Source organism: Halomonas sp., from assembly GCF_052095695.1.
Lineage (GTDB): Bacteria > Pseudomonadota > Gammaproteobacteria > Pseudomonadales > Halomonadaceae > Vreelandella.
In genome coordinates this window covers 1-19,740 of record NZ_JBQDLQ010000035.1, presented here as the reverse complement: position 1 = coordinate 19,740, position 19,740 = coordinate 1, and the positions used below count along the sequence as shown (strand labels likewise).

The following is a 19,740-nucleotide window of genomic DNA, read 5'->3' as shown; positions in this document are numbered from 1 at the left end:
TTATTAAACGGCGCTACGAAAACGCATCACCTGGCTGCCGTCGATGGGGTCGGCGAAGATATCAGCATAAACGCCAAACGTCTGACGTAAGCGATAAGGCGTCAGCACGTCTCGAGGAGGGCCGGTGTCGACCAGACGGCCACCCTCTATGACGCCTATTCGGTCGCACTCCATGGCGTGGTTAAGATCGTGAAGAGAAATAATCACCGTGATCGGTAGTTGCCTGACTAGCTCAAGAATCGAAAGCTGATGGCGAATGTCTAAATGGTTGGTCGGCTCATCAAGCAGCAGAATTTTAGGCTGTTGAGCCAGGGCGCGGCCAATATGCACGCGCTGGCGTTCGCCGCCTGACAGCGTATGCCAAAAACGTTCAGCCATATGCTCCATATCCACATCCTTTAGCGCCTGCGCCACAATCACCTCGTCTTGGTTAGACCAGGGGCGCAGCGCTGACAGAAACGGCGTGCGGCCAAGCGCCACGACATCGCGCACCTTGATGCGATCAGTGGTTTCCGCCTGCTGTTCTACTAACGTAACCGATTGGGCGATATCTCGCTGACGCATGGTGTTCATCGGCCGATCACCCAGCAGTACTCGGCCTTGCTTTGGTTTGCGCAGCCCCGCGAGAAGCCGAAGGAGGGTGGTTTTACCTGAACCGTTGGGGCCAATTAGGCCAAAGGTTTGGCGAGGCGATACCGACAGCGCAACGTCCGTCAGGAGCTGGCTACCGTGAACGCGCCAGGTGAGTTGTTCGGCGGTGATTTTCATCGTGTCCTCGTCCCGCGTATCAGAATAAGGGCAAAGGCCGGCGCGCCAATAAGCGATGTGATGACGCCAATCGGTAGCACCTGTCCTGTAACCAAAATGCGTGACAGGATATCTGAAAAAATTAAAAATACAGCGCCCGCCAGCGCCGCGGCAGGCACCAGCCGCGTATGCCGGCTGCCGACAATAAAGCGCATGGCATGTGGAATCACCAGGCCCACAAAGCCGATGGCCCCTACCATAGACACCATAATGGCTGTCACCAGCGCCATCGTGGTAATCAGTAGGCCGCGCACCGGGCGCACGGCAATGCCCATGGAGGCCGCGCTATCGGTGCCGAAGGTAAAGGCATCCAGGGCTCGCCGGTGCCATAGGCAAATAATAAGGCCAAACAGCGCGGCGGGGACTGCCATCCAAACATTGTTCCAGCGCACACCGGAAAGGTTGCCCAGTAGCCAAAACATGATTCCACGGGCCTGCTCAGCGCTAGCCGATTTAGTAATAATGAAAGCGGTCAGCGCATTAAATAGCTGCGAGCCCGCAATGCCCGCTAAGATAATAGCCCCCGCCGCCTGAATGCCACGCCCGCCGCCGGTGCCGCTGCTCGCCGCATGGGCAAGCAGTATCACTAAGCCGAACGCCAATCCCGCGCCCGCGAAAGCGCCAATCGAAAGCGTTATAACGCCTGCGCCAACGCCCGCCACCGCTACGGCGACCGCGCCGGTGGAAGCCCCGGCCGATATGCCCATGAGATAAGGGTCGGCGAGAGGGTTGCGCAGCAGGGCTTGTAGCACCACCCCCGCTAAAGCCAAACCCGTGCCGCAGCAGGCGGCGACAATGGCGCGGCTAAGTCGATAATTCCAAATAATGCCAGCATCAATGCGATCAACGGCATAGTCAGCTCCGAACAGCTGATTAGCGAGCACTTTGAGGATCGTCTCAACTGGAATGGAAGTCTCACCAATCGCGGTGCCCGCCATTAGCGCTATGAACAGCACAAGCGGCGTTAACCATAGCCAGCGCCACCAAAAGCCCTCCGTGGATGATCGCTTTAGTGCGATAGGCATTAGTTAAACGACATGGTCGATAACGCTTGGGCAAGAGACTCAAGGCCATAAATGCTGCGCATAGTGGCACTCATCGCATGGGCATCCATTTCCACAATGCGGCCGTTTTTCACGGCGTCCATTTCCCGAATAACCGGGTCGCTTTGCAGAAGCTCAAGTTTGGTGGCCAGGTCATCGCCTGGGTAGCGGCGCCGGTCCATGCGTGCCACAACGATCACGTCAGGATTAGCCCGAGCAATAGACTCCCAGCCGACGGTGGGCCATTCTTCATTAGAAGTGACCACGTTTTGGATACCGAGTTGTTCCATCATATAGCCAGGCGCCCCCAGCTGACCGGCAACGATAGGGTCGGCCGCTAAATCGTAGGAGGAAAACCAAAACACGGCAGAAAGATCGTCGGGTAGCGCAAGGCTAGTCGCCTGTTCGATAGCGCGCTCTTCACGGGACTGCAAATCGGCCACTAGCGTATCGCCCGCGCTCTGTACGTCGAAAATAGCCGCCAGCTCGTGAACGCCTTTATAAATTGAGTCGGTTGAGAATGCCGCCACCCGAGTGCCGTCACCGCCGGTCGCGTTGTCTTTGGTATCGCAATCGGCAGGCATGATGTAAGAGGCGATGCCCAGCTCATGAAACTGCTCGCGGGTGGCTACGCTGCCGGTAGAACCTACGTGCCATTCGTATTGAGCCGCGACGAGGTCAGGCCGCTTGTTCACCACAGACTCAAAGCTTGGGTCGTTATCGGCAATACGCTCAATGCGGCTGTTTTGATCGCTGAATTCGGGCAGCACTGGGTTAAACCAGACCGACGTGCCGCTCACCTTATCGGCAAGCCCCAGGTGATATAGCACCTCGGTCGCAGACTGGCCGACCGTTACCGTACTCTCGGGGGGCGCATCAAACGTGATTTCTACCCCGCAATTAGTCAGCGTAAGCGGATAAGCCGTGCTATCAGCAAAGGCTGCGTGGGCGGGTAAGAGAGCTAACGAAATGCATAAGGGGCGGGCGAGCTTCATGGGACGGTGTTCCAAATGCCGATTGAGAAAAGACTCGACGGACTGCCGAAGACAAGAGAATAAAGTACGCAAGGCCTTTGCGGTTGGTGACGCGCTGGGGTGTGATAGGCTGGCCTCTACCAAGTGCCTTTCACTATGCTGGGCGGTCATTGTAGTCACTTTATCAACGCTTGGCTCTATCGTTATGTTCTTGTTAGGTATGAATAATTTTCACGCGTGAGGCGGTGTCCCTAAACCGTTTAATGTATTAACTTGGCTCCTTTTGCCCATGGTGATGCCTGTGGTTGAGTTTCCCTTTACCGCCGTGGTCGGTCAGACGTCGATTAAAACAGCGCTGCTGCTGAACGTGATTAATCCGCGTATTGGCGGGGTATTGATTAGCGGGCCACGCGGTAGCGCGAAATCGACCCTTGCGCGGGCGCTAGCGGCCATTTTGCCTGAGGGCGAGAAGCGAAAACCACCGTTTGTCACCTTGCCGCTTGGCGCCAGCGAAGACCGCCTAACCGGCAGCCTTGATCTGCAAAAGATACTCACTGAGCGTGAAGCCACGTTCCATGAAGGGCTATTGGCCAAAGCCGATGGCGGGATTTTATACGTCGATGAAGTGAATTTACTGGCCGATACGCTGGTCGATTTACTGCTCGATGTCGCGGCCAGCGGTATCAACATCGTCGAACGCGACGGTATTAGCCATTCGCATCCAGCGCGCTTTAGCCTAATCGGCACTATGAACCCTGATGAGGGCGAGCTTCGCCCCCAGTTGCTTGACCGCTTTGGACTGTGCCTTGAGCAGCCGCCCAGCGTCAGTATTGAAGCGCGCATCGCCATTGTGCAGCAGCGCGATGCCTTTGATCGCGACCCCGCTGGTTTTATAGCAGGCTTTGCCGACGAACAAGCTGCGCTCATCAGCCGTGTAGAGCATGCGCGCCGGGGGCTGGCGACGGTAACGGCATCTGCCTGGGTTTACGAGCATATCGCTAAGCGCTGCGAAGCGGCAGGAGTTGAAGGTATGCGTGCCGATGTCACCTGGCACCGCGCTGCGCAGGCCCACGCTGCTTGGCGTGGTGATGCGACGATCAGCCAGGAAGATGTCGATAGCGTCGAGCCGTGGGTGCTGGCCCATCGGCGTACGCGCTCTGAAGATAAGTCTGCTGAGCCGCCAACTTCACCGCCACCATCTTCACTGTCATCGCCTCAAAAATCGGGCCAAGACTCCGGCAGCTCAATGTCGTCAAGCAATACTGACGAGTACTCAGCTTCACACGGGCAATGGGGCGCTATGCCGCCCATGGCGCAGAACATGCTAGAACGTCAGCCGCTTACGCTGCCTGTATTATTAGCTCGGCCCTTTGGAAAACACTCGCTGCTTAACGGCGGCACGCGTAAGAGCCTTGCGCTGGGGCAGGGGCGAGCCAATAAGCCGCCAGCTGCAGCGTTTCGCCCCGATTGGTTTGGTACTTTGATTGCGAATCGGGGCCAGTGGCCCTGGCGTCAGCTGTGCTATCGCAAGGCGCGAACCGGTCAGCCACGGGTGCATTTGGTATTGCTTGATACCTCCGGCTCGACGCTCGGTAAGCGGCTTTTGGGCCAGACCAAAGGATGGGTCGATAGCCTTACTCGCCAAGCTTATTCAGCTCGTGAGCAAATGGCGGTAGTCGGGTTTGGTAACGACACGCTGACGTGCTTACTGCCACGACAGCGTGCTCCCAAAAGTGTGCAAGCCTTATTAAATGCCACCGATGGCGGTGGCGGCACACCGCTACGTAAAGCGGTTGCTCACGCAGGCCAGTTGATTCGTCAGTGGCAGCGCCGTGACCCCGGCTTACTTATTCGTACCTACCTAATGACCGATGGGCGTACCCGAGAGTCCGTCGCTGGCCTGCCGCCGCTTGGCGACTGCGTGGTCATGGATGCCGAACAGTCCTTCGTTAAACGTGGCCAGGCAGCGCGTCTTGCGCAGCAGCTTGGCGCACTCTATTGGACACCGACCACCCAGGAGCCAGCATGAGCGATAGCAGCCACCTAGACCGTATGCAGCGTAAGAAAGAAGTTATCGACGAGCGAATCGCGCGCTCTTCTGAAGAGCGCGGCGTATTGATTCTGCTGAAAGGTAACGGCAAGGGCAAAAGCAGCTCCGCCTTTGGCACCATGGCGCGATCACTGGGGCACGGCCAGCAGTGCGCGGTGATTCAGTTTATTAAAGGCCGCCGCGAAACCGGTGAGTACCTGTTCTTTCGCGATCATCCCAGGCTGGACTGGCACATCATGGGCCACGGCTTTACCTGGGAAACCCAGAACCGCGAGCGGGATATCGAAGCTGCCCAAGCCGCCTGGGCAGTCGCCAAAGGGCTGCTGGAAAACCCCGCCTATCATATGATCGTGCTGGACGAGATGAGCTATATGTTCAAGTATGGCTATCTCGACCCCGAGCCGGTGGTGGAGGCTTTGCAGCGCCGCCCGGCGCACCAGAATGTCATCATTACCGGCCGCACCATGGCGCAGCCGCTCCAGGAAATCGCCGATACCATCAGCGTTGTTCAAGATGAGCGCCACGCCTTTCGCGGCGGCGTTAAAGCCCAGGCGGGGATCGAATACTGATGGGCACGCCAACGGCGACTTGCCCCGCACTGTTTATCGCCGCCCCTGCCTCGGGTCAGGGCAAAACAACCGTCACGGCGGGGCTGGCACGCCTGCTGCGCAACCAGGGCAAGGTAGTCAGAGTATTTAAAACCGGCCCCGATTATTTAGACCCGCAAATACTCGCCCAGGCGTCAGGGCAGCCGGTAGATCAGCTGGATCTTTGGATGGCAGGCGACGCCTACTGCCGCCAGCGCTTTTATGAAGCCGCCTGCGAAGCGGACTTGATTCTGGTGGAAGGCGCCATGGGTCTGTTCGATGGTGAGCCCTCCAGTGCTGATCTGGCGGCCTTGTTCGATATTCCCATGGCGATTGTCATGGATGTAAAAGGCATGGCCCAAACCGCCGCGGCGCTGGTTTCAGGGCTGGCCAGTTTTCGCGACGACATCCATATCGCCGGGCTAATCGCCAATGCCTGCGGCTCGCAGCGCCATCGGGAGTTGATCGAAGACGCGCTGCCGCCATCGATCCCTTTACTGGCCGCCGTGCCGCGAGATCCTACTCTGTCGCTCCCCGAGCGCCATCTGGGGCTGGTTCAGGCGGCAGAGATTCGTGAGGATCTGGAAGCACGCTTTGAAGCAGGCGCCAAAGCACTAGAGGCCGCGGGGTTAATGGAAGCCCTCGCCGCACTGCCACCGGTGACCTTTAGCGCACCTCAAGAAGAACTCGCCCCTGTTAAGCCCGCGCTTAAAGGCCACACCATTGGCGTGGCACGGGACGCTGCCTTTAGCTTTGTCTATCAGGCCAATTTGGATCTGTTAGAGCAGATGGGCGCCACGCTGCGCTTCTTCTCGCCGCTAACGGATAGCGAACTGCCTGAATGCGACGCCCTGTGGCTGCCGGGAGGCTACCCAGAGCTGCACGCCGAAACCCTTGCGGATAATAGCGCCATGCGCGGGGCCATAAAAGGCTTCTTTAACGCGGGTAAGCCTATCCTCGCCGAGTGTGGCGGCATGCTATATAGCCTGGAAACCCTGACCGACTACGCCGAGAACACACATACCATGCTCGGCTTATTGCCCGGGCATGGCGCCATGCGCGGTCGCCGGGGGTGCCAGGGGATGCAAACCGCCGAGTTGCCGGAAGGGCCGGTGCGCGGCCATGCCCACCACCGCTCCATGGCAGAGGGAACGTCCGAACCGATTGGCCACGGTCGCCGCCAGCGGCACCCCGCGCCGGGGGAGGCGATTTACCGTCAAAAGCGCCTGACGGCGACCTATTTACATCTGTTTTTCCCTAATAATCCTGACACCGTGGCAAGGCTCTTTTCTGCCAGCTCGGCGTACTGCGAACCGCAACACAGCGAGGCCTTTACCCATGCAATTGAATAAGATTCCTGCCACGGTGGTGACCGGATTTCTCGGCAGCGGCAAAACCACGCTACTGGCCAATATTTTGCGTCAGGTGACCGGCAAGCGGATCGCCGTGATTGTTAATGAGTTTGGTGAACAGGATATCGACTCCAGCCTGCTGCGCAGCTGTGCGCTAGGGTGTGAAGAGGGGAGCGAAGGCGGGCAGCTAGACGGTGAAGACGGCAGCATCTATGAGCTGGCCAACGGTTGTATCTGCTGCACCGTGGAAGAAGAGTTTCTGCCGGTGATGAAAAAGCTGGTCGCCCGCCGCGACGATATCGACCATATCCTAATTGAAACCAGCGGCTTAGCGCTGCCAAAGCCTTTGGTGCAGGCGTTTAACTGGCCCGACGTACGCCAGCACTGCACCGTGGATGCGATTATTACCGTGATTGATGGCCCCGCCGTGGCCGCCGGGCGTTATGCCAGCGACGTGGATAAGGTCGAAGCCCAGCGGCGCGCTGACGAGAGCCTGGACCACGACCCCAGCCTGCGCGAACTGCTCGACGATCAGCTCAGCGCAGCGGATCTGGTGTTGGTCAGCAAGGCCGACCTACTCAGCCCGCAAGAGCGTATTCGGGTGGAAGCGGTAATTCAGGCGCGGGTGAGTGCCTCGGTGAAAACGCTGTTTATCGACCAGACGTTGACCGTCGATACCGCCCAGCTGGAAGCGCTGATGGGCATTGGCGCGGCCAGCGAAGAGAACATTGATAGCATCACCAATCACCACGATAAGCACCACGCCGAAGGCGCTCACCACGACCACGCCCACGATAACTTTGATTCCTGCGTGATTACCTTGGGCGAAGTGGATGGCGATGCCCTGGCCAGCAAGCTGCAGCAGCTGCTGATAGACCACGAGATCTATCGTGCCAAAGGCTTTGCGGCGATTCCCGGCAAGCCGATGCGCCGAGTGATTCAGGCAGTGGGCGAGCGCTTGGAAGGCTACTTCGACCGGCTTTGGGCTCAGGACGAAATCCGCCAAACCCAACTGGTGATTATTGGCAAAACCCTGGATAGCGCAGCGCTGCGTGAAGCGTTAGCTGAAGCAGAGGTTCAAACGGCTACCTAATGCACTTATTCGCCGCCAAGTCCGGAGGCTTTGTCGATGATGAAGGCATCATCGACCTGCAACAGAGCCCCGCCCAGGTCGTGATACTCTCCGCCGCCGATAGCAATCTGTCGGCGCTGGCCCAGGCGGTCGATCGTCTAGGTGAGGTGTACCCCTCGGTGCGGCTGGCCAACTGGATGAACCTGGTCAAGCCCGCCGCCTATGATCTCTACGAAGATCGAGTGCTGGAAAAGGCCCAACTGGTGATTGTCTCACTGCTGGGCGGCAAGGCCTACTGGCCCTATGGCCATGAGCGCCTGCTTGCCTGGGCGGCGGCCAAACCTGAGCGTCAATTGATTTTGGTGCCGGGCTGCGACGCCCCAGATGATGCCCTGCTGGAAGGCTCCACCATTGCCTTTGATGATGCCTACCGGGTGTGGCGCTATCTACGCGAGGGCGGGGTGGATAACGCCGAGCAGCTGCTACGCTTTGTCGCCAGTGAGTCTATGGTTGGCGAGAGTAGGGCCGGCGAGAGTAAGGTCGGCGAGTGTGTAGATAGGAATCTGAGCGACTGGCAGGAGCCCAAGGTGATTCCGCCAGCGGTGATCTATGCGCCGCAAGATCAGCAGGCGTCAAGCCTTAGCGAGTGGCGGGATCGGCAGGTGCCGGGGCGGCCGGTATGCCTGCTGCTGTTTTATCGCAGCCATCTGCAGGGGGCGAATACTGCCGTACCCGACGGCATGATCGCAGCGCTTAAAGATCAAGGGCTGGAGCCCTTGGCGGTGGCGGTGGCCTCCTTAAAAGAGGGGCCGTGCATTGATTTTATTAATCATCTGATTGAGCAGACCGGCGCCATGCTGGTGATTAACACCACCAGTTTTGCGGTCAATCGTAACGCCGATGGCTTGGATGCCCTGGGCGATACGCTAGCTGCTGATTGGCAAAATAGCTTGTTTGTCGGGCGGCCCGTGGTGCTCCAGGCGATTCTTGCCAGCAGTACCACGGAAGATTGGCAAGACATGGCCGCCGGGCTGCATAGTCGCGATGTGGCCATGCAGGTGGTGCTGCCTGAAATGGACGGGCGCATCATTACCCGGGCGGTGGGGTTTAAAGCCGAAGCCCACTATAACCAGCGCTGCCAATTGGCGGTCACCCATCATGTGATCCACCCGGAACGGGTCGCCTTTGTGGCCAAGCTGGCACGGCGCATTTGCACCCTTCGGTTAACGGCCAATAAGCAAAAGCGTATCGCGCTGATTATGGCCAACTACCCCAATCGCGATGGCCGGATCGGCAACGGGGTAGGGCTGGATACCCCCGCTTCAACGCTGAATATTTTGACCGCCTTGGCCGAGGCGGGCTATTCGCTTAGCGAGCTGCCAGAGAGTGGCGACGCGTTAATCCGCCTGCTCCAAGGTGCAGTAACCAACGACCACGCCAGCCTTGATCAGCGCGCCTGCTGGCAGAGCATCAGCGTGGACGACTACCTTACCTGGTTTAAAACCCTTCCCGCTGAACTGCAGAACATCGTCTGGACGCGCTGGGGCGCCCCTCAGGATGACCCCAAATGCCGAGAAGGGCGGCTAATGATCGCGGGAATCCGCTTAGGCGAGACCTTTGTGGGTATCCAGCCCGAGCGGGACTTTATTGATGATCTCACCCAGTCCTACCACGATATGCAGTTAGCGCCGCCCCACAGCTACTTGGCGTTTTATTTTTGGCTGCGGGAGCACTATCGGGTCGAGGCGGTTATCCATGTGGGCAAGCACGGCAATTTAGAGTGGCTGCCGGGGAAAAGTACCGCGTTGAGCGCTGACTGCTGGCCGGATATCGCCCTGGGGCCGCTGCCGCACTTTTACCCGTTTATCGTCAATGACCCCGGCGAAGGTGCTCAGGCCAAGCGTAGAAGCCAAGCGGTGATCATTGACCACCTAATGCCGCCTCTGGCGCGGGCTGAACTGTACGGGCCGATGGCCGAGCTTGAAGCGCTGTGTGATGAGTATTATCAGGCACTGGATATGGACCCCCGCCGGGAGGCGCTGATCCGTGGGCAGATTTTAGCCCACCTGCGTGACACCGGGATTGACCAGGAGTTGGCTCACGGTGTTGATGATAATAGCGCCGACGACACCGAACTTCTCAACGAGCTGGATACCTTTCTTTGCGATATCAAAGAGTCCCAGATTCGCCACGGCCTGCATGTGCTCGGTACGCTGCCGCCTGAAGAGAAGCGGGCGGGCACCCTGGTGGCGCTACTGCGGCTACCCAGGGGCGAAGCGGTGGCCCAGCGCGGCCTGCTGCACAATTTAGCCCGCGATCTGGGGCTGGCTGATCAACATGAAAGCAAGCCTTTTGACCCGCTGGCCGCTGCCAACGAACCCTGGCAGGGGCCTAAGCCCGCTATCTTGATCGAACTGCTTGATGCCCCTTGGCGCACCGGCGCGGATACTAGAGAACGCCTGGAACTGCTCGCCGAGCGCTGGGTGAGCGACTACGTATTCGCCCCATTAGTCCCAGGCTGCCTGGATGAACTGGCCCAGGGTTATCCTGATACCGCAGAGCAGCTGCGCTATGCCCGCGAGCACTTATGGGTCGCCATGCAGCGGGGCGTGAAGATGGAGATTCAGTCGCTGCTGGATGGCCTGGAGGGCATCTTTGTACCCGCCGGGCCCAGCGGTGCGCCCAGCCGGGGGCGGTTGGATACGCTGCCCACCGGGCGCAACTTTTTCAGCGTCGATAACCGCTCGATTCCATCGCCGGCCGCCTGGACGCTGGGCGAAAAATCCGCTCAGGCGTTTGTCGAGCGCTACCTGCAGGATAATGGCGACTATCCGCGACGGCTGGGCCTATCGATCTGGGGCACAGCCACCATGCGTACCGGCGGCGACGACATTGCCCAGGCTTTTGCGCTGATGGGCGTGCGCCCTAAATGGTCACTGGGCTCTCAGCGGGTAACGGACTTTGACGTCATTCCCTCGATGCTGCTCAATCGCCCGCGGGTAGACGTTACGCTGCGGGTCTCAGGTTTTTTCCGCGATGCTTTTCCCAATGTGATTCGTCTATTTGACGCCGCCGTACAGGCGGTCGCCGCCTATGAGGAGCCGGGCAATAGCAACACCATCCGTGAGGCGGTGTTAGCCCGCCAGCAAACGCTGGAAGCGCAGGGGCTAAGCCCGGAAATGGCCGCCCAGGAAGCGAGCTACCGTATCTTTGGCAGCAAGCCCGGCGAGTATGGCGCGGGCCTCAACCGGCTGATTGAAAACCGCGCCTGGGACAGCGCCGACGATTTGGCCGAGGCCTACATGGACGCAGGCGCCTACGCCTACGGCCAGTTCAAGGCCTCCGGCACCATCGCGCGGGCGGCGTTCGAGCAGCAGCTTCAGGGGCTGGATGCAGTGATGCAAAACCAGGATAACCGCGAGCACGACATCCTCGATTCCAACAGTTATTACGCCTTCCAGGGTGGCATGGCCAATGCCACCCGCTCGCTGAGCGGAAAGGCGCCGGTGATTTACCACGCTGACCACGCCAATCCCGCGGTGCCCAAGATTCGCACCCTGAAAGAAGAACTGGCCAGGGTGATTCGCTCGCGCGTGTTAAACCCCAAGTGGATCAACGCCATGCGCGAGCACGGTTATAAGGGTGCCTTTGAAATGGCCGCCACAGTGGACTACCTATTTGCCTACGACGCTACCACCGATCTAGTCGCCGATTACCAGTACGCCCAGGTCAGCGATGCACTAGTGCTCGACGCCGCCAATCAGCAGTTCCTGCGCGATCACAACCCGGCAGCCCTGGAAGAGATGGCCGAACGGCTGCTCGAAGCCGCCCAGCGGGGCGTGTGGCAAGCCCCCGGCGAGCACGGTCAGGCGCTGCAGGATCTGCTGCTGGAAATGGACGAAGCCAAAGAGACCAATGGTAATGTCGCTTAGCCCGCGCACTAAAGGCTGGTGCCCTAGCGCGTGGCAGCCGATGGCCACTGGCGATGGCCTGTTGGTGCGGGTGCGACCGCCCATGGGCGAGCTTTCAAGGGCTCAAATGCTGGCACTATGCGAGGCCGCCCAGACCTTCGGCAGTGGTTTGATCGAACTCACCAGCCGGGCTAATTTCCAGCTGCGCGGGGTGAGCGACACCAGTTGGCCGTCGTTAATGGCCTTTCTGGTCGAGCATCAGCTGGTCAGCGCCGACCCGGAGGCGGAGCGTCAACCGCAGCTGATGCTGGCGCCACACTGGCAAGCCGGGGATGACTCGCCTACCATTGCCAGCCTGTTGCAAACGCGGGGCAGCGAATTAGCCGCCATGCCCGGCAAGGTGGGTATCGCCATCGATGCGGGAAAAGCGCCGGTGCTTATCGATAGCGCCGCCGATTTTCGCATTGAACGCTCAATGGAAGGCGGCCTGTTAGTACGTGCCGATGGTCACACATTAGGCACCGCAGTAAGTGATGCGGAAGCCGCCATTGAGCAGCTAATCCGCTTAACGCATTGGTTTGTGGAGAGCGGCGGCTGGGGCGCCGGACGTATGCGCCGCCATACAGCGCCATTGCCGAATTGGGCGCCAGCTAATACGGCCCCAGCAGCCCACGGCGCCAAGCTGGCGCTGGGCAGCCATCCCGCTGGCCAGGTGGTGGGTCTCCCCTTTGGGCGCGCCACCGCCTCAATGCTGCGTGAGTTGGTAGCGCCCACAAGTGTCACCGCCGTGCAGGTCACGCCCTGGCGGCGCTTGCTGGTTAAGCAGACATTAGTGCAGGGCGATACAGCGCCAGCGGTGGATAGCTTAATCCGGCATAATAGCGACCCGCGGCTATCAATAGATGCCTGCCCCGGCGCACCTTACTGTGAGCAGGCGAGTGTCGCTACTCAGCCGCTAGCGGAGCAGCTCAGTGGCCTGAAAAACAGCAGCGTCCATATATCCGGCTGCGCCAAAGGCTGTGCCCGCCAACAGCCAGCGGCATTATGCCTAGTCGGTCGCGGTGGGCGCTTTGATTTGATTATCAATGGCCGCGCCGATAGTGCTCCGAAGGCCACTGGCCTGAGTGAATCTGAAGTCATAAGTTATTTGGAGAATTTGGGTGCCTCATAAGTACGAAACAAGCGGCCCGGCTATTTACCGGCAGTCATTTGCCATTATCCGCAGCGAGGCCGAGCTTGCCCGCTTTTCAGCGGAAGAAGAGACGGTTGCAGTGCGCATGATTCATGCCGCCGGGCTGGTGGAGTTGGCAGCGCATATTCACTTTCAAAACGACGTAGTCAATAAAGCCCGCGTCGCGCTAGAGCAGGGCGCCCCGATTCTTTGCGATGCACGAATGGTCTCGGAAGGCATTACCCGCAAGCGGCTGCCCGCGAATAACGACGTCATCTGCACCCTCAACGATGAGCGCACCCCCACGCTTGCCCAGGAAATGGCCAATACCCGCTCGGCGGCGGCGCTGGAACTGTGGCGCCCATACCTCGAAGGTGCCGTGGTCGCCATTGGCAACGCGCCCACCGCGCTATTTCACCTGCTCAATATGCTCGAAGACCCGGCCTGCCCACGCCCAGCGGCGATTATCGGCTGCCCGGTGGGCTTTGTCGGCGCAGCAGAATCCAAAGAAGCGCTGTTGGCGAACACTGAACTTCCCAGCTGTATCGTACGCGGCCGCCTGGGTGGCAGCGCAGTGACGGTAGCGGCCATTAACGCCATGGCGGATCGCATCGAATGACCCTAGGAACGATCGTCGGGGTTGGTCTGGGGCCAGGCTGTCAGGACTTAATGAGCGTACGCGCCGACCGCTTGATTCGTGGTGCCAGCCACGTGGCCTATTTTCGTAAGAAGGGCCGCTGCGGCCATGCCCGCACCATCGTGGAGGGCTTGATCGCCCCTGGGGCAACCGAGCTGCCCATGGAGTACCCGGTCACCACGGAAATCCCCTTTGACGACCCCCGCTATAACGAACTGCTATCAGCCTTTTACGAGCGCAGCGTGGCCCAACTGATTGAGATGGCCGAGGCCGGTTGCGATGTGGTGGTGCTGTGCGAAGGCGACCCGTTTTTCTACGGCTCCTTTATGCACCTCTATACTCGGCTACTGAACCGCGTGCCGGTCTCGGTAGTGCCGGGGATTACCGGCATGTCGGCGGCGTGGACGGCCACCGGCCAGCCGATTACCTGGGGCGATGACATCATGACCGTGCTGATGGCCACGCTACCTGAAGAGGCCTTGGCTGAGCGCATCGCCCACACCGACGCGCTGGTGGTGATGAAGATTGGCCGCAACCTGGCCAAGCTACGCCGGGCGCTGGTGCACGCTGGCCGCGAAGGCGAAGCCTGGCTGATCGAGTACGCCGCCATGACCCAACAACGCATATTGCCGATAAGCGACGTTGGCGAGAGCGTGCCGTACTTCTCGATTGTGCTGATTCACGGCAACGGGCGGCGCCCATGAGCGGCTGGCTGAAAATCGTTGGTTTAGGGCCGGGGTCAGAGGCGATGATTACCCCTGAGGTCACGGCCGCACTGCAGGACGCCACCGATGTAGTGGGCTATGTACCCTATGTAAATCGGGTGGCGCCAAGAGCCGGGCTGATTCGCCACGGCTCGGATAATCGCGAAGAGATTCGCCGGGCAGAGCACGCACTACAGCTGGTGCTTGAAGGCCACCGGGTAGTAGTGGTCTCTTCTGGCGACCCCGGCGTTTTTGCCATGGCGGCAGCGGTGTTTGAGGCCCTGGAAGCCGGTGATGCCCAGTGGCGCAGGCTGGATATCCAGGTGCTGCCGGGCATTTCCGCCATGCTGGCCGCCAGCGCCAGCGTTGGTGCACCGCTAGGGCACGACTTCTGCTGCATCAATCTATCCGACAACCTCAAACCCTGGGTGCTGATTGAAAAACGCCTGCGCTTGGCCGCCGAGGCCGACTTCGCCATGGCGTTTTACAATCCCCGCTCCAAGGCGCGGCCAGAGGGTTTTGCGCGCACCTTGGAGGTACTGCGGGAAGCCTGCGGCCCGGATCGATTGATCATCTTCGCCCGCGCGGTTTCCACCCCCGAAGAGTCGGTTCGCGTCACCACCCTAGGCGAGGCGACGCCGGAAATGGCCGATATGCGCACGTTGGTGATCGTGGGTTCCCGGCAGACGCGACTAATTGAGAGAAAAGAAGGGAGCCCGCTGGTGTATACGCCGCGCTCTGCAGATTAAGAGTTGTCGTCGAGCCAGCTCATCACATCATCAACAGTATGAGCTTCAAGGCGAGATGGCAGCTGAGGCCGCTCGATCATCACCACGGGCAGGCCGAGCCTACGGGCAGCGGTGAGTTTGGAAGCCGCGCCTTCGCCGCCGGCGTTTTTACATACGATGCGTTCAATACGCTGGTTTTCCAGCAGGGCCAAGTCGCCCTCCAGGGTAAACGGGCCTCTATCGATCACGGCGGTATAGTCCGACAGCGGCGGACTGTTAGGCTGATCAACCAGGCGAAGCACGTAATGGTGCTGGGGTTGGGCGGCAAAGGCCGCCAGGTGCATTCGGCCAATGGCCAGCAGTACACGCTGGGGCGGGCCAGCCAAGGCGCTAACCGCCTCGTCTATACTTGCCACGCTCTGCCACTGGTCGCCATCAATAGGCCGCCAGGCAGGCCGAGTTAGGGCAATGGCCTTAACGCCGCACTGGGCCGCAGCGGCTAATACGTTAGTGCTCATCTGCGCGGCAAAGGGGTGGGTGGCATCAACAATATGGGTAATGCGCTGCTGGGCCAAAAAAGCGACAAGCCCACTTACGCCACCAAAACCACCAATGCGGGTAGGCAGTGGCTGGGATTTAGGCGAGTTCACCCGCCCGGCGTAACTAAAAATGGCGGGGAGGCCGCGCTTCGCGACAGCGCTGGCTAGGGCGCTGGCTTCAGAGGTTCCCCCAAGAATTAGGATTTTGATCATGGCTGAGGTTAACAACGCTCCCTGGTTGACGCTATTAGGCTGGGGGGAGAGTGGCATAGCGGGACTAAATCCGGCAAGCCGCCAGACGCTGGAAAATGCCCAGGTGATATTCGGTGCGCGCCGCCACTTACGCCTGCTGCCACCCCTAAGTGCCGAGGTGTGCGAATGGCCGGTGCCCTTCGCCGACGGCATTCTCATGCTGTTAGATCAGCGCGGCCGGCGAGTCGTTATGCTGGTTTCCGGCGACCCCTTCTGGTTTGGAGCAGGCACTACCTTATCCCGCCACCTAGCGGCAGAGGAGTGGCAGGCGCTGCCATCACCCTCCGCCTTTAGTTTGGCGGCTTCCCGCTTGGGCTGGCCGTTGGAACACTGCACCTGCCTGGGCCTGCACGCCAAACCGCTGACGCGCATTCGCCCCTATCTGCATGCGGGCAGGCGGTTATTAGTGCTGGTTCGAGACGGCGAGGCGGTGGCCGAGTTAGCGGCGTTGGTTCAAAAGTTCGGCTTTGCTGATTCCCGCATAACGCTTCTGGAATCCCTGGGCGGTGCCGATGAGCGCATTCGCCACTGTCGTATTGGTGCCGAATTACCCAATGATATCGCTCACCCAGTCGCGGTAGGACTCGACATCGCCGGAGCTGGCCCCGCCTTGCCGCTTACCCCCGGCCTGCCGGATCGTTTTTTTGACCACGACGGCCAGATCACCAAACAGGCCGTGCGGGCGATCACGCTATCCGCGTTAGCCCCCACGCCCGGCGAGCGGCTATGGGATATCGGCGCCGGTTCAGGCTCCATCGCCATTGAGTGGCTGCTTGCTCATGGGGATAATCAGGCGATTGGCTTTGAGCGCCACCCTGAAAGGGCAGCCAGGGCGCGAGCTAACGCAGCGAACCTGGGCGTTGACTGGCTTGAGGTCAAAGAGGGCAGCGCGCTTGAAATACTCAACGAGGCACCGCTGCCGGATGCAGTGTTTATCGGCGGCGGGTTATCGGCAGCGCTGTTAGACGCGCTATGGCAGCGCCTACCCAAAGGCGTACGCATCGTCGCCAATGCGGTCACCCTGGAATCCGAAGCACTGCTGGCCCACTGGCATCAACAGGCGGGCGGTGAGCTGCTGCGCCTTGAGTTGGCTAACGCCGCCCCCATCGGCACCCGCCGTGGCTGGAAGGCTAGCTACCCCATCGTTCAGTGGCGGGGTGTTCGATGAACGATGTTTACGATAAACCAATAGAGAGCGCGATGGAGGGGCGGAGGATAAAAGTAGCGGGGTTTGGCTTTCGCAGCGAAGCGCCGCTGGCGTCCCTTGCCCAGGCGCTGGATCAACTGATCGAGCAGTATGGCGCCATCCACCGGCTGGCGGCGGCCCACTCCATGCTGCCGCTGGTTCAACAGCTGGGCCAACTGCGCAGCCTTGAGGTTATCGCCGTGGCGGATGCCGAGCTCTCGTCTGTGGCGACGCTCACCCAATCGGCACGCAGCAGGCAGACCCGTGGTACCGGCAGCGTGGCCGAAGCCGTGGCGCTACTGGCGGCAGGGCCAGGGGAAACGCTGCTTGGCCCGAGGCTAATATCAGCAGATCGGCAGGCCACCGCCGCGCTGGCAGAAAGCGCTGACTAGAGGAATGACGCAATGACCGTACACTTTATCGGCGCAGGCCCCGGCGCGCCGGATCTGCTTACCCTCCGTGGGCGCGACTTAATCGCCGCCTGCCCGGTGTGCCTCTATGCAGGCTCGTTAGTGCCGGAGAAGATTCTGGAACACTGCCCGCCAGGGGCCAGGGTGATTAACACTGCGCCGCTCTCGCTAGACGAGATACTTCACGAAATCCAAACTGCCCACGCCGAAGGCTTGGATGTCGCCAGACTCCACTCAGGGGATCTCTCGGTATGGTCGGCCATGGGCGAGCAGCTTCGCCGCCTGCGCGAGCTGGATATCCCCCATAGCATCACCCCCGGAGTGCCATCCTTTGCCGCCGCGGCGGCGACGCTAGGCCAGGAGTTAACGCTCCCCGGCGTGGCCCAGTCGGTGGTGCTTACCCGCACGCCGGGGCGTGCCAGTGCCATGCCCAGCGACGAGACCCTGGCCAACTTTGCCCGCACCGGGGCAACGCTGGCGATTCATCTCTCGATCCACAATCTTGCCCAGGTAGTGGAAAGCCTGATGCCTTACTACGGCGAGCAGTGCCCGGTAGCGGTTGTATGGCGGGCAAGCTGGCCCGATGAGCGGGTGGTGCGGGGGCGGCTAGCTAGCATAGAAGGGCTGATCGATAACACCCTGCAGCGCACCGCGCTGATCCTGGTGGGGCCAGTGCTAGAAAGCGAAGACTTCCAGGAGAGCAGCCTCTACGCGGTGGGCTACGACCGCCGCTTTCGCCCCCAGTCGGCGGGCTCGCCCTTTGCCACACCCACTGATAAGAGCGAATCATGATTACGCTGTCACTGATTGGTATCGGCACCGGCAACCTTGACCACGTCACCCTGGCGGCAGTGCGCGCCCTGAATAACGCCGATGTTATTCTGCTGCCCCGTAAAGGCGACGCCAAATCAGACCTGCTCGACCTGCGCCGTCTGCTGTGCGAACGGCTGTTAGAAGCGCCGGTGACCACCAATATCGTCGAGTTCGATCTGCCTAGTCGTGATGATGGCCGGGATGACCGCAATGATTACCTGGGCGCAGTAGACGATTGGCACGCGGCCATTGCCAGCGTTTGGGCGCAGCTAATCGATCAACACCTGCCCAACGGCGGGCGGGTCGGCATGCTGGTGTGGGGCGACCCCTCGCTTTTTGATAGCAGCCTGCGTATCACCCAGCGGCTAAGCGCGGCGGGCAGGGCGGTTGAAGTAGACGTCGTGCCAGGCATCACCAGCCTGCAGGTACTCACCGCCGAACACCGCATACCGCTGAATGCCCTGGCCGAGCCCATCCAGATCACCACCGGCCGCCGCCTGCGCGAACGCGGCTGGCCAAACGATGCCGCCACGGTAGCGGTCATGCTCGACAGCGGCGGCGCCTTTACCACGCTGCCGCCTGAAGATATCTACATTTGGTGGGGCGCCTACCTGGGCATGGAGAAACAGTGCCTAATCAAAGGCTGGCTTAGTGATGCCAGCGGCGAGATCATCCAACGCCGCGCCAGACTGCGCGAACAGCACGGCTGGATTATGGATATTTATCTACTGGCTAAACAGCCGCTGATATGACGCCGGTATCAATATGGAATGTTTTTCCATAAAATATCTGTATCGACTAAATGACTGCGTTATCAGGAGCAACAATGAGCTTTTACGTCTACTTATCCGGCGAGATCCACACCGACTGGCGCGATGAGATCCAACGCGGCGCCGACGCCGCAGGCCTGGATATTGTCTTCACCGCCCCCGTCACCGACCACGACGCCAGTGATGCCGCAGGCGACCACCTGGGCGAGCAAAGCAGCCAATTCTGGCGCGACCACCAATCCTCTAAGGTCAACGCCATCCGTACCCGTACCATGATCGAGCAAGCCGATCTGGTCGTGGTTCGCTTTGGTGACAAATACAAACAGTGGAACGCCGCCTTCGACGCAGGCTACTGCGCAGCCCTCGCCAAGCCCTATATCACCCTGCACAGCGAAGATATTATCCACCCGCTGAAAGAAGTCGATGCCCAAGCACAAGCTTGGTGCACTACTACTGAGCAAGTGGTTGAAACTCTGCGTTACGTTCTCAAAGCCTAAACTCCAGTGCCTCTCACAACTAACTTAGCCACTGAACTGGTATTGTGGGAGGGCGCTTCAGCGCGCGAAGACCCCTCACCATAAATAATCCAGCCCAATAGAGTGCCAGGCCACTATTGCGTTTCACTTTCCACGCTCTGAAAAAACCAGTAAGTCAAGTAATTGCACACTTGTAGCGCGGGGTAACGCTTGGCGAGGAACGAGCCAAAAGGCACCCGCGAAGGCAGCGCCAGCTGC

At 60.0% G+C, this 19,740-nt stretch carries 18 protein-coding genes; 14 read left to right on the top strand and 4 right to left on the bottom strand.

Going from position 1 to position 19,740, the window contains the following annotated elements; all coding sequences use genetic code 11:
- Positions 1-3: 3 nt before the first annotated feature.
- The 3 genes from ACTH5D_RS08995 to ACTH5D_RS08985 are packed head-to-tail and all read right to left on the bottom strand — an operon-like array spanning position 4 to position 2,845.
- Positions 4-768, bottom strand: a complete 765-nt coding sequence (locus ACTH5D_RS08995; protein ID WP_441670374.1) for an ABC transporter ATP-binding protein — start codon at positions 766-768, stop codon at positions 4-6.
- Positions 765-1,832: a FecCD family ABC transporter permease gene (locus ACTH5D_RS08990; protein ID WP_441670372.1), complete on the bottom strand. Its 1,068-nt coding sequence runs from the start codon at positions 1,830-1,832 to the stop codon at positions 765-767. Before ACTH5D_RS08990 ends, ACTH5D_RS08995 begins: the two co-directional genes overlap by 4 nt.
- Complete coding sequence (locus ACTH5D_RS08985) at positions 1,832-2,845, bottom strand: ABC transporter substrate-binding protein (protein ID WP_441670370.1); 1,014 nt, start codon at positions 2,843-2,845, stop codon at positions 1,832-1,834. The genes ACTH5D_RS08990 and ACTH5D_RS08985 overlap by 1 nt, the downstream gene beginning before the upstream one ends.
- 274 nt (positions 2,846-3,119) lie before the next feature.
- On the opposite strand from ACTH5D_RS08985, the gene ACTH5D_RS08980 reads away from it, so the two are divergent.
- The 9 genes from ACTH5D_RS08980 to cobJ are packed head-to-tail and all read left to right on the top strand — an operon-like array spanning position 3,120 to position 15,057.
- Positions 3,120-4,853, top strand: a complete 1,734-nt coding sequence (locus ACTH5D_RS08980) for an AAA family ATPase (protein ID WP_441670414.1) — start codon at positions 3,120-3,122, stop codon at positions 4,851-4,853.
- The gene (gene cobO / locus ACTH5D_RS08975; RefSeq protein ID WP_441670368.1) at positions 4,850-5,443 is read left to right on the top strand and encodes a cob(I)yrinic acid a,c-diamide adenosyltransferase; all 594 of its coding nucleotides are present in this window, start codon (positions 4,850-4,852) and stop codon (positions 5,441-5,443) included. The genes ACTH5D_RS08980 and cobO overlap by 4 nt, the downstream gene beginning before the upstream one ends.
- On the top strand, positions 5,443-6,813 hold the full coding sequence (locus tag ACTH5D_RS08970) for a cobyrinate a,c-diamide synthase (RefSeq protein WP_441670366.1): 1,371 nt from the start codon (positions 5,443-5,445) through the stop codon (positions 6,811-6,813). Before cobO ends, ACTH5D_RS08970 begins: the two co-directional genes overlap by 1 nt.
- A complete protein-coding gene (cobW, locus tag ACTH5D_RS08965) occupies positions 6,800-7,906 on the top strand; it encodes a cobalamin biosynthesis protein CobW (RefSeq protein WP_441670364.1) in 1,107 nt (368 codons plus the stop codon). The genes ACTH5D_RS08970 and cobW overlap by 14 nt, the downstream gene beginning before the upstream one ends.
- A complete protein-coding gene (cobN, locus tag ACTH5D_RS08960) occupies positions 7,906-11,817 on the top strand; it encodes a cobaltochelatase subunit CobN (protein WP_441670362.1) in 3,912 nt (1,303 codons plus the stop codon). Before cobW ends, cobN begins: the two co-directional genes overlap by 1 nt.
- The gene (locus ACTH5D_RS08955; RefSeq protein WP_441670360.1) at positions 11,807-12,967 is read left to right on the top strand and encodes a cobalamin biosynthesis protein CobG; all 1,161 of its coding nucleotides are present in this window, start codon (positions 11,807-11,809) and stop codon (positions 12,965-12,967) included. Before cobN ends, ACTH5D_RS08955 begins: the two co-directional genes overlap by 11 nt.
- Complete coding sequence (locus tag ACTH5D_RS08950) at positions 12,957-13,586, top strand: precorrin-8X methylmutase (protein WP_441670358.1); 630 nt, start codon at positions 12,957-12,959, stop codon at positions 13,584-13,586. The genes ACTH5D_RS08955 and ACTH5D_RS08950 overlap by 11 nt, the downstream gene beginning before the upstream one ends.
- Positions 13,583-14,308, top strand: a complete 726-nt coding sequence (cobI, locus tag ACTH5D_RS08945) for a precorrin-2 C(20)-methyltransferase (RefSeq protein ID WP_441670356.1) — start codon at positions 13,583-13,585, stop codon at positions 14,306-14,308. The genes ACTH5D_RS08950 and cobI overlap by 4 nt, the downstream gene beginning before the upstream one ends.
- Positions 14,305-15,057, top strand: a complete 753-nt coding sequence (cobJ, locus tag ACTH5D_RS08940) for a precorrin-3B C(17)-methyltransferase (protein ID WP_441670354.1) — start codon at positions 14,305-14,307, stop codon at positions 15,055-15,057. The genes cobI and cobJ overlap by 4 nt, the downstream gene beginning before the upstream one ends.
- Here cobJ and ACTH5D_RS08935 read toward each other — a convergent pair.
- Complete coding sequence (locus ACTH5D_RS08935; RefSeq protein ID WP_441670352.1) at positions 15,054-15,788, bottom strand: cobalt-precorrin-6A reductase; 735 nt, start codon at positions 15,786-15,788, stop codon at positions 15,054-15,056. The genes cobJ and ACTH5D_RS08935 overlap by 4 nt on opposite strands.
- On the opposite strand from ACTH5D_RS08935, the gene cbiE reads away from it, so the two are divergent.
- From cbiE to ACTH5D_RS08910, 5 genes are all read left to right on the top strand, one after another.
- Positions 15,787-16,995 (top strand): precorrin-6y C5,15-methyltransferase (decarboxylating) subunit CbiE, encoded by a 1,209-nt coding sequence (gene cbiE, locus ACTH5D_RS08930; RefSeq protein ID WP_441670350.1) that lies wholly within the window; start codon positions 15,787-15,789, stop codon positions 16,993-16,995. The genes ACTH5D_RS08935 and cbiE overlap by 2 nt on opposite strands.
- Positions 16,996-17,027: 32 nt before the next feature.
- The gene (locus ACTH5D_RS08925; RefSeq protein ID WP_441670412.1) at positions 17,028-17,405 is read left to right on the top strand and encodes a cobalamin biosynthesis protein; all 378 of its coding nucleotides are present in this window, start codon (positions 17,028-17,030) and stop codon (positions 17,403-17,405) included.
- A 12-nt stretch (positions 17,406-17,417) separates the two neighbouring features.
- Positions 17,418-18,215 carry a precorrin-4 C(11)-methyltransferase gene (gene cobM, locus ACTH5D_RS08920; protein ID WP_441670348.1) on the top strand — a complete coding sequence of 266 codons (798 nt, stop codon included), beginning with the start codon at positions 17,418-17,420 and terminating at the stop codon, positions 18,213-18,215.
- The gene (cobF, locus tag ACTH5D_RS08915; protein WP_441670346.1) at positions 18,212-18,988 is read left to right on the top strand and encodes a precorrin-6A synthase (deacetylating); all 777 of its coding nucleotides are present in this window, start codon (positions 18,212-18,214) and stop codon (positions 18,986-18,988) included. Before cobM ends, cobF begins: the two co-directional genes overlap by 4 nt.
- Positions 18,989-19,062: 74 nt before the next feature.
- Positions 19,063-19,503, top strand: coding sequence for a YtoQ family protein (locus tag ACTH5D_RS08910; RefSeq protein WP_441670344.1), 441 nt, complete (start codon positions 19,063-19,065; stop codon positions 19,501-19,503).
- Positions 19,504-19,740 lie beyond the last annotated feature (237 nt).

Excerpts from the sequence above, each read along its gene's own strand:
- ACTH5D_RS08995 (WP_441670374.1), bottom strand. The coding sequence starts at position 768 with ATGAAAATCACCGCCGAACAACTCACCTGGCGCGTTCACGGTAGCCAG.
- ACTH5D_RS08990 (WP_441670372.1), bottom strand. The coding sequence starts at position 1,832 with ATGCCTATCGCACTAAAGCGATCATCCACGGAGGGCTTTTGGTGGCGC.
- ACTH5D_RS08985 (WP_441670370.1), bottom strand. The coding sequence starts at position 2,845 with ATGAAGCTCGCCCGCCCCTTATGCATTTCGTTAGCTCTCTTACCCGCC.
- ACTH5D_RS08980 (WP_441670414.1), top strand. The coding sequence starts at position 3,120 with ATGCCTGTGGTTGAGTTTCCCTTTACCGCCGTGGTCGGTCAGACGTCG.
- cobO (WP_441670368.1), top strand. The coding sequence starts at position 4,850 with ATGAGCGATAGCAGCCACCTAGACCGTATGCAGCGTAAGAAAGAAGTT.
- ACTH5D_RS08970 (WP_441670366.1), top strand. The coding sequence starts at position 5,443 with ATGGGCACGCCAACGGCGACTTGCCCCGCACTGTTTATCGCCGCCCCT.
- cobW (WP_441670364.1), top strand. The coding sequence starts at position 6,800 with ATGCAATTGAATAAGATTCCTGCCACGGTGGTGACCGGATTTCTCGGC.
- cobN (WP_441670362.1), top strand. The coding sequence starts at position 7,906 with ATGCACTTATTCGCCGCCAAGTCCGGAGGCTTTGTCGATGATGAAGGC.
- ACTH5D_RS08955 (WP_441670360.1), top strand. The coding sequence starts at position 11,807 with ATGTCGCTTAGCCCGCGCACTAAAGGCTGGTGCCCTAGCGCGTGGCAG.
- cobI (WP_441670356.1), top strand. The coding sequence starts at position 13,583 with ATGACCCTAGGAACGATCGTCGGGGTTGGTCTGGGGCCAGGCTGTCAG.
- cobJ (WP_441670354.1), top strand. The coding sequence starts at position 14,305 with ATGAGCGGCTGGCTGAAAATCGTTGGTTTAGGGCCGGGGTCAGAGGCG.
- cbiE (WP_441670350.1), top strand. The coding sequence starts at position 15,787 with ATGGCTGAGGTTAACAACGCTCCCTGGTTGACGCTATTAGGCTGGGGG.
- ACTH5D_RS08935 (WP_441670352.1), bottom strand. The coding sequence starts at position 15,788 with ATGATCAAAATCCTAATTCTTGGGGGAACCTCTGAAGCCAGCGCCCTA.
- ACTH5D_RS08925 (WP_441670412.1), top strand. The coding sequence starts at position 17,028 with ATGGAGGGGCGGAGGATAAAAGTAGCGGGGTTTGGCTTTCGCAGCGAA.
- cobM (WP_441670348.1), top strand. The coding sequence starts at position 17,418 with ATGACCGTACACTTTATCGGCGCAGGCCCCGGCGCGCCGGATCTGCTT.
- cobF (WP_441670346.1), top strand. The coding sequence starts at position 18,212 with ATGATTACGCTGTCACTGATTGGTATCGGCACCGGCAACCTTGACCAC.
- ACTH5D_RS08910 (WP_441670344.1), top strand. The coding sequence starts at position 19,063 with ATGAGCTTTTACGTCTACTTATCCGGCGAGATCCACACCGACTGGCGC.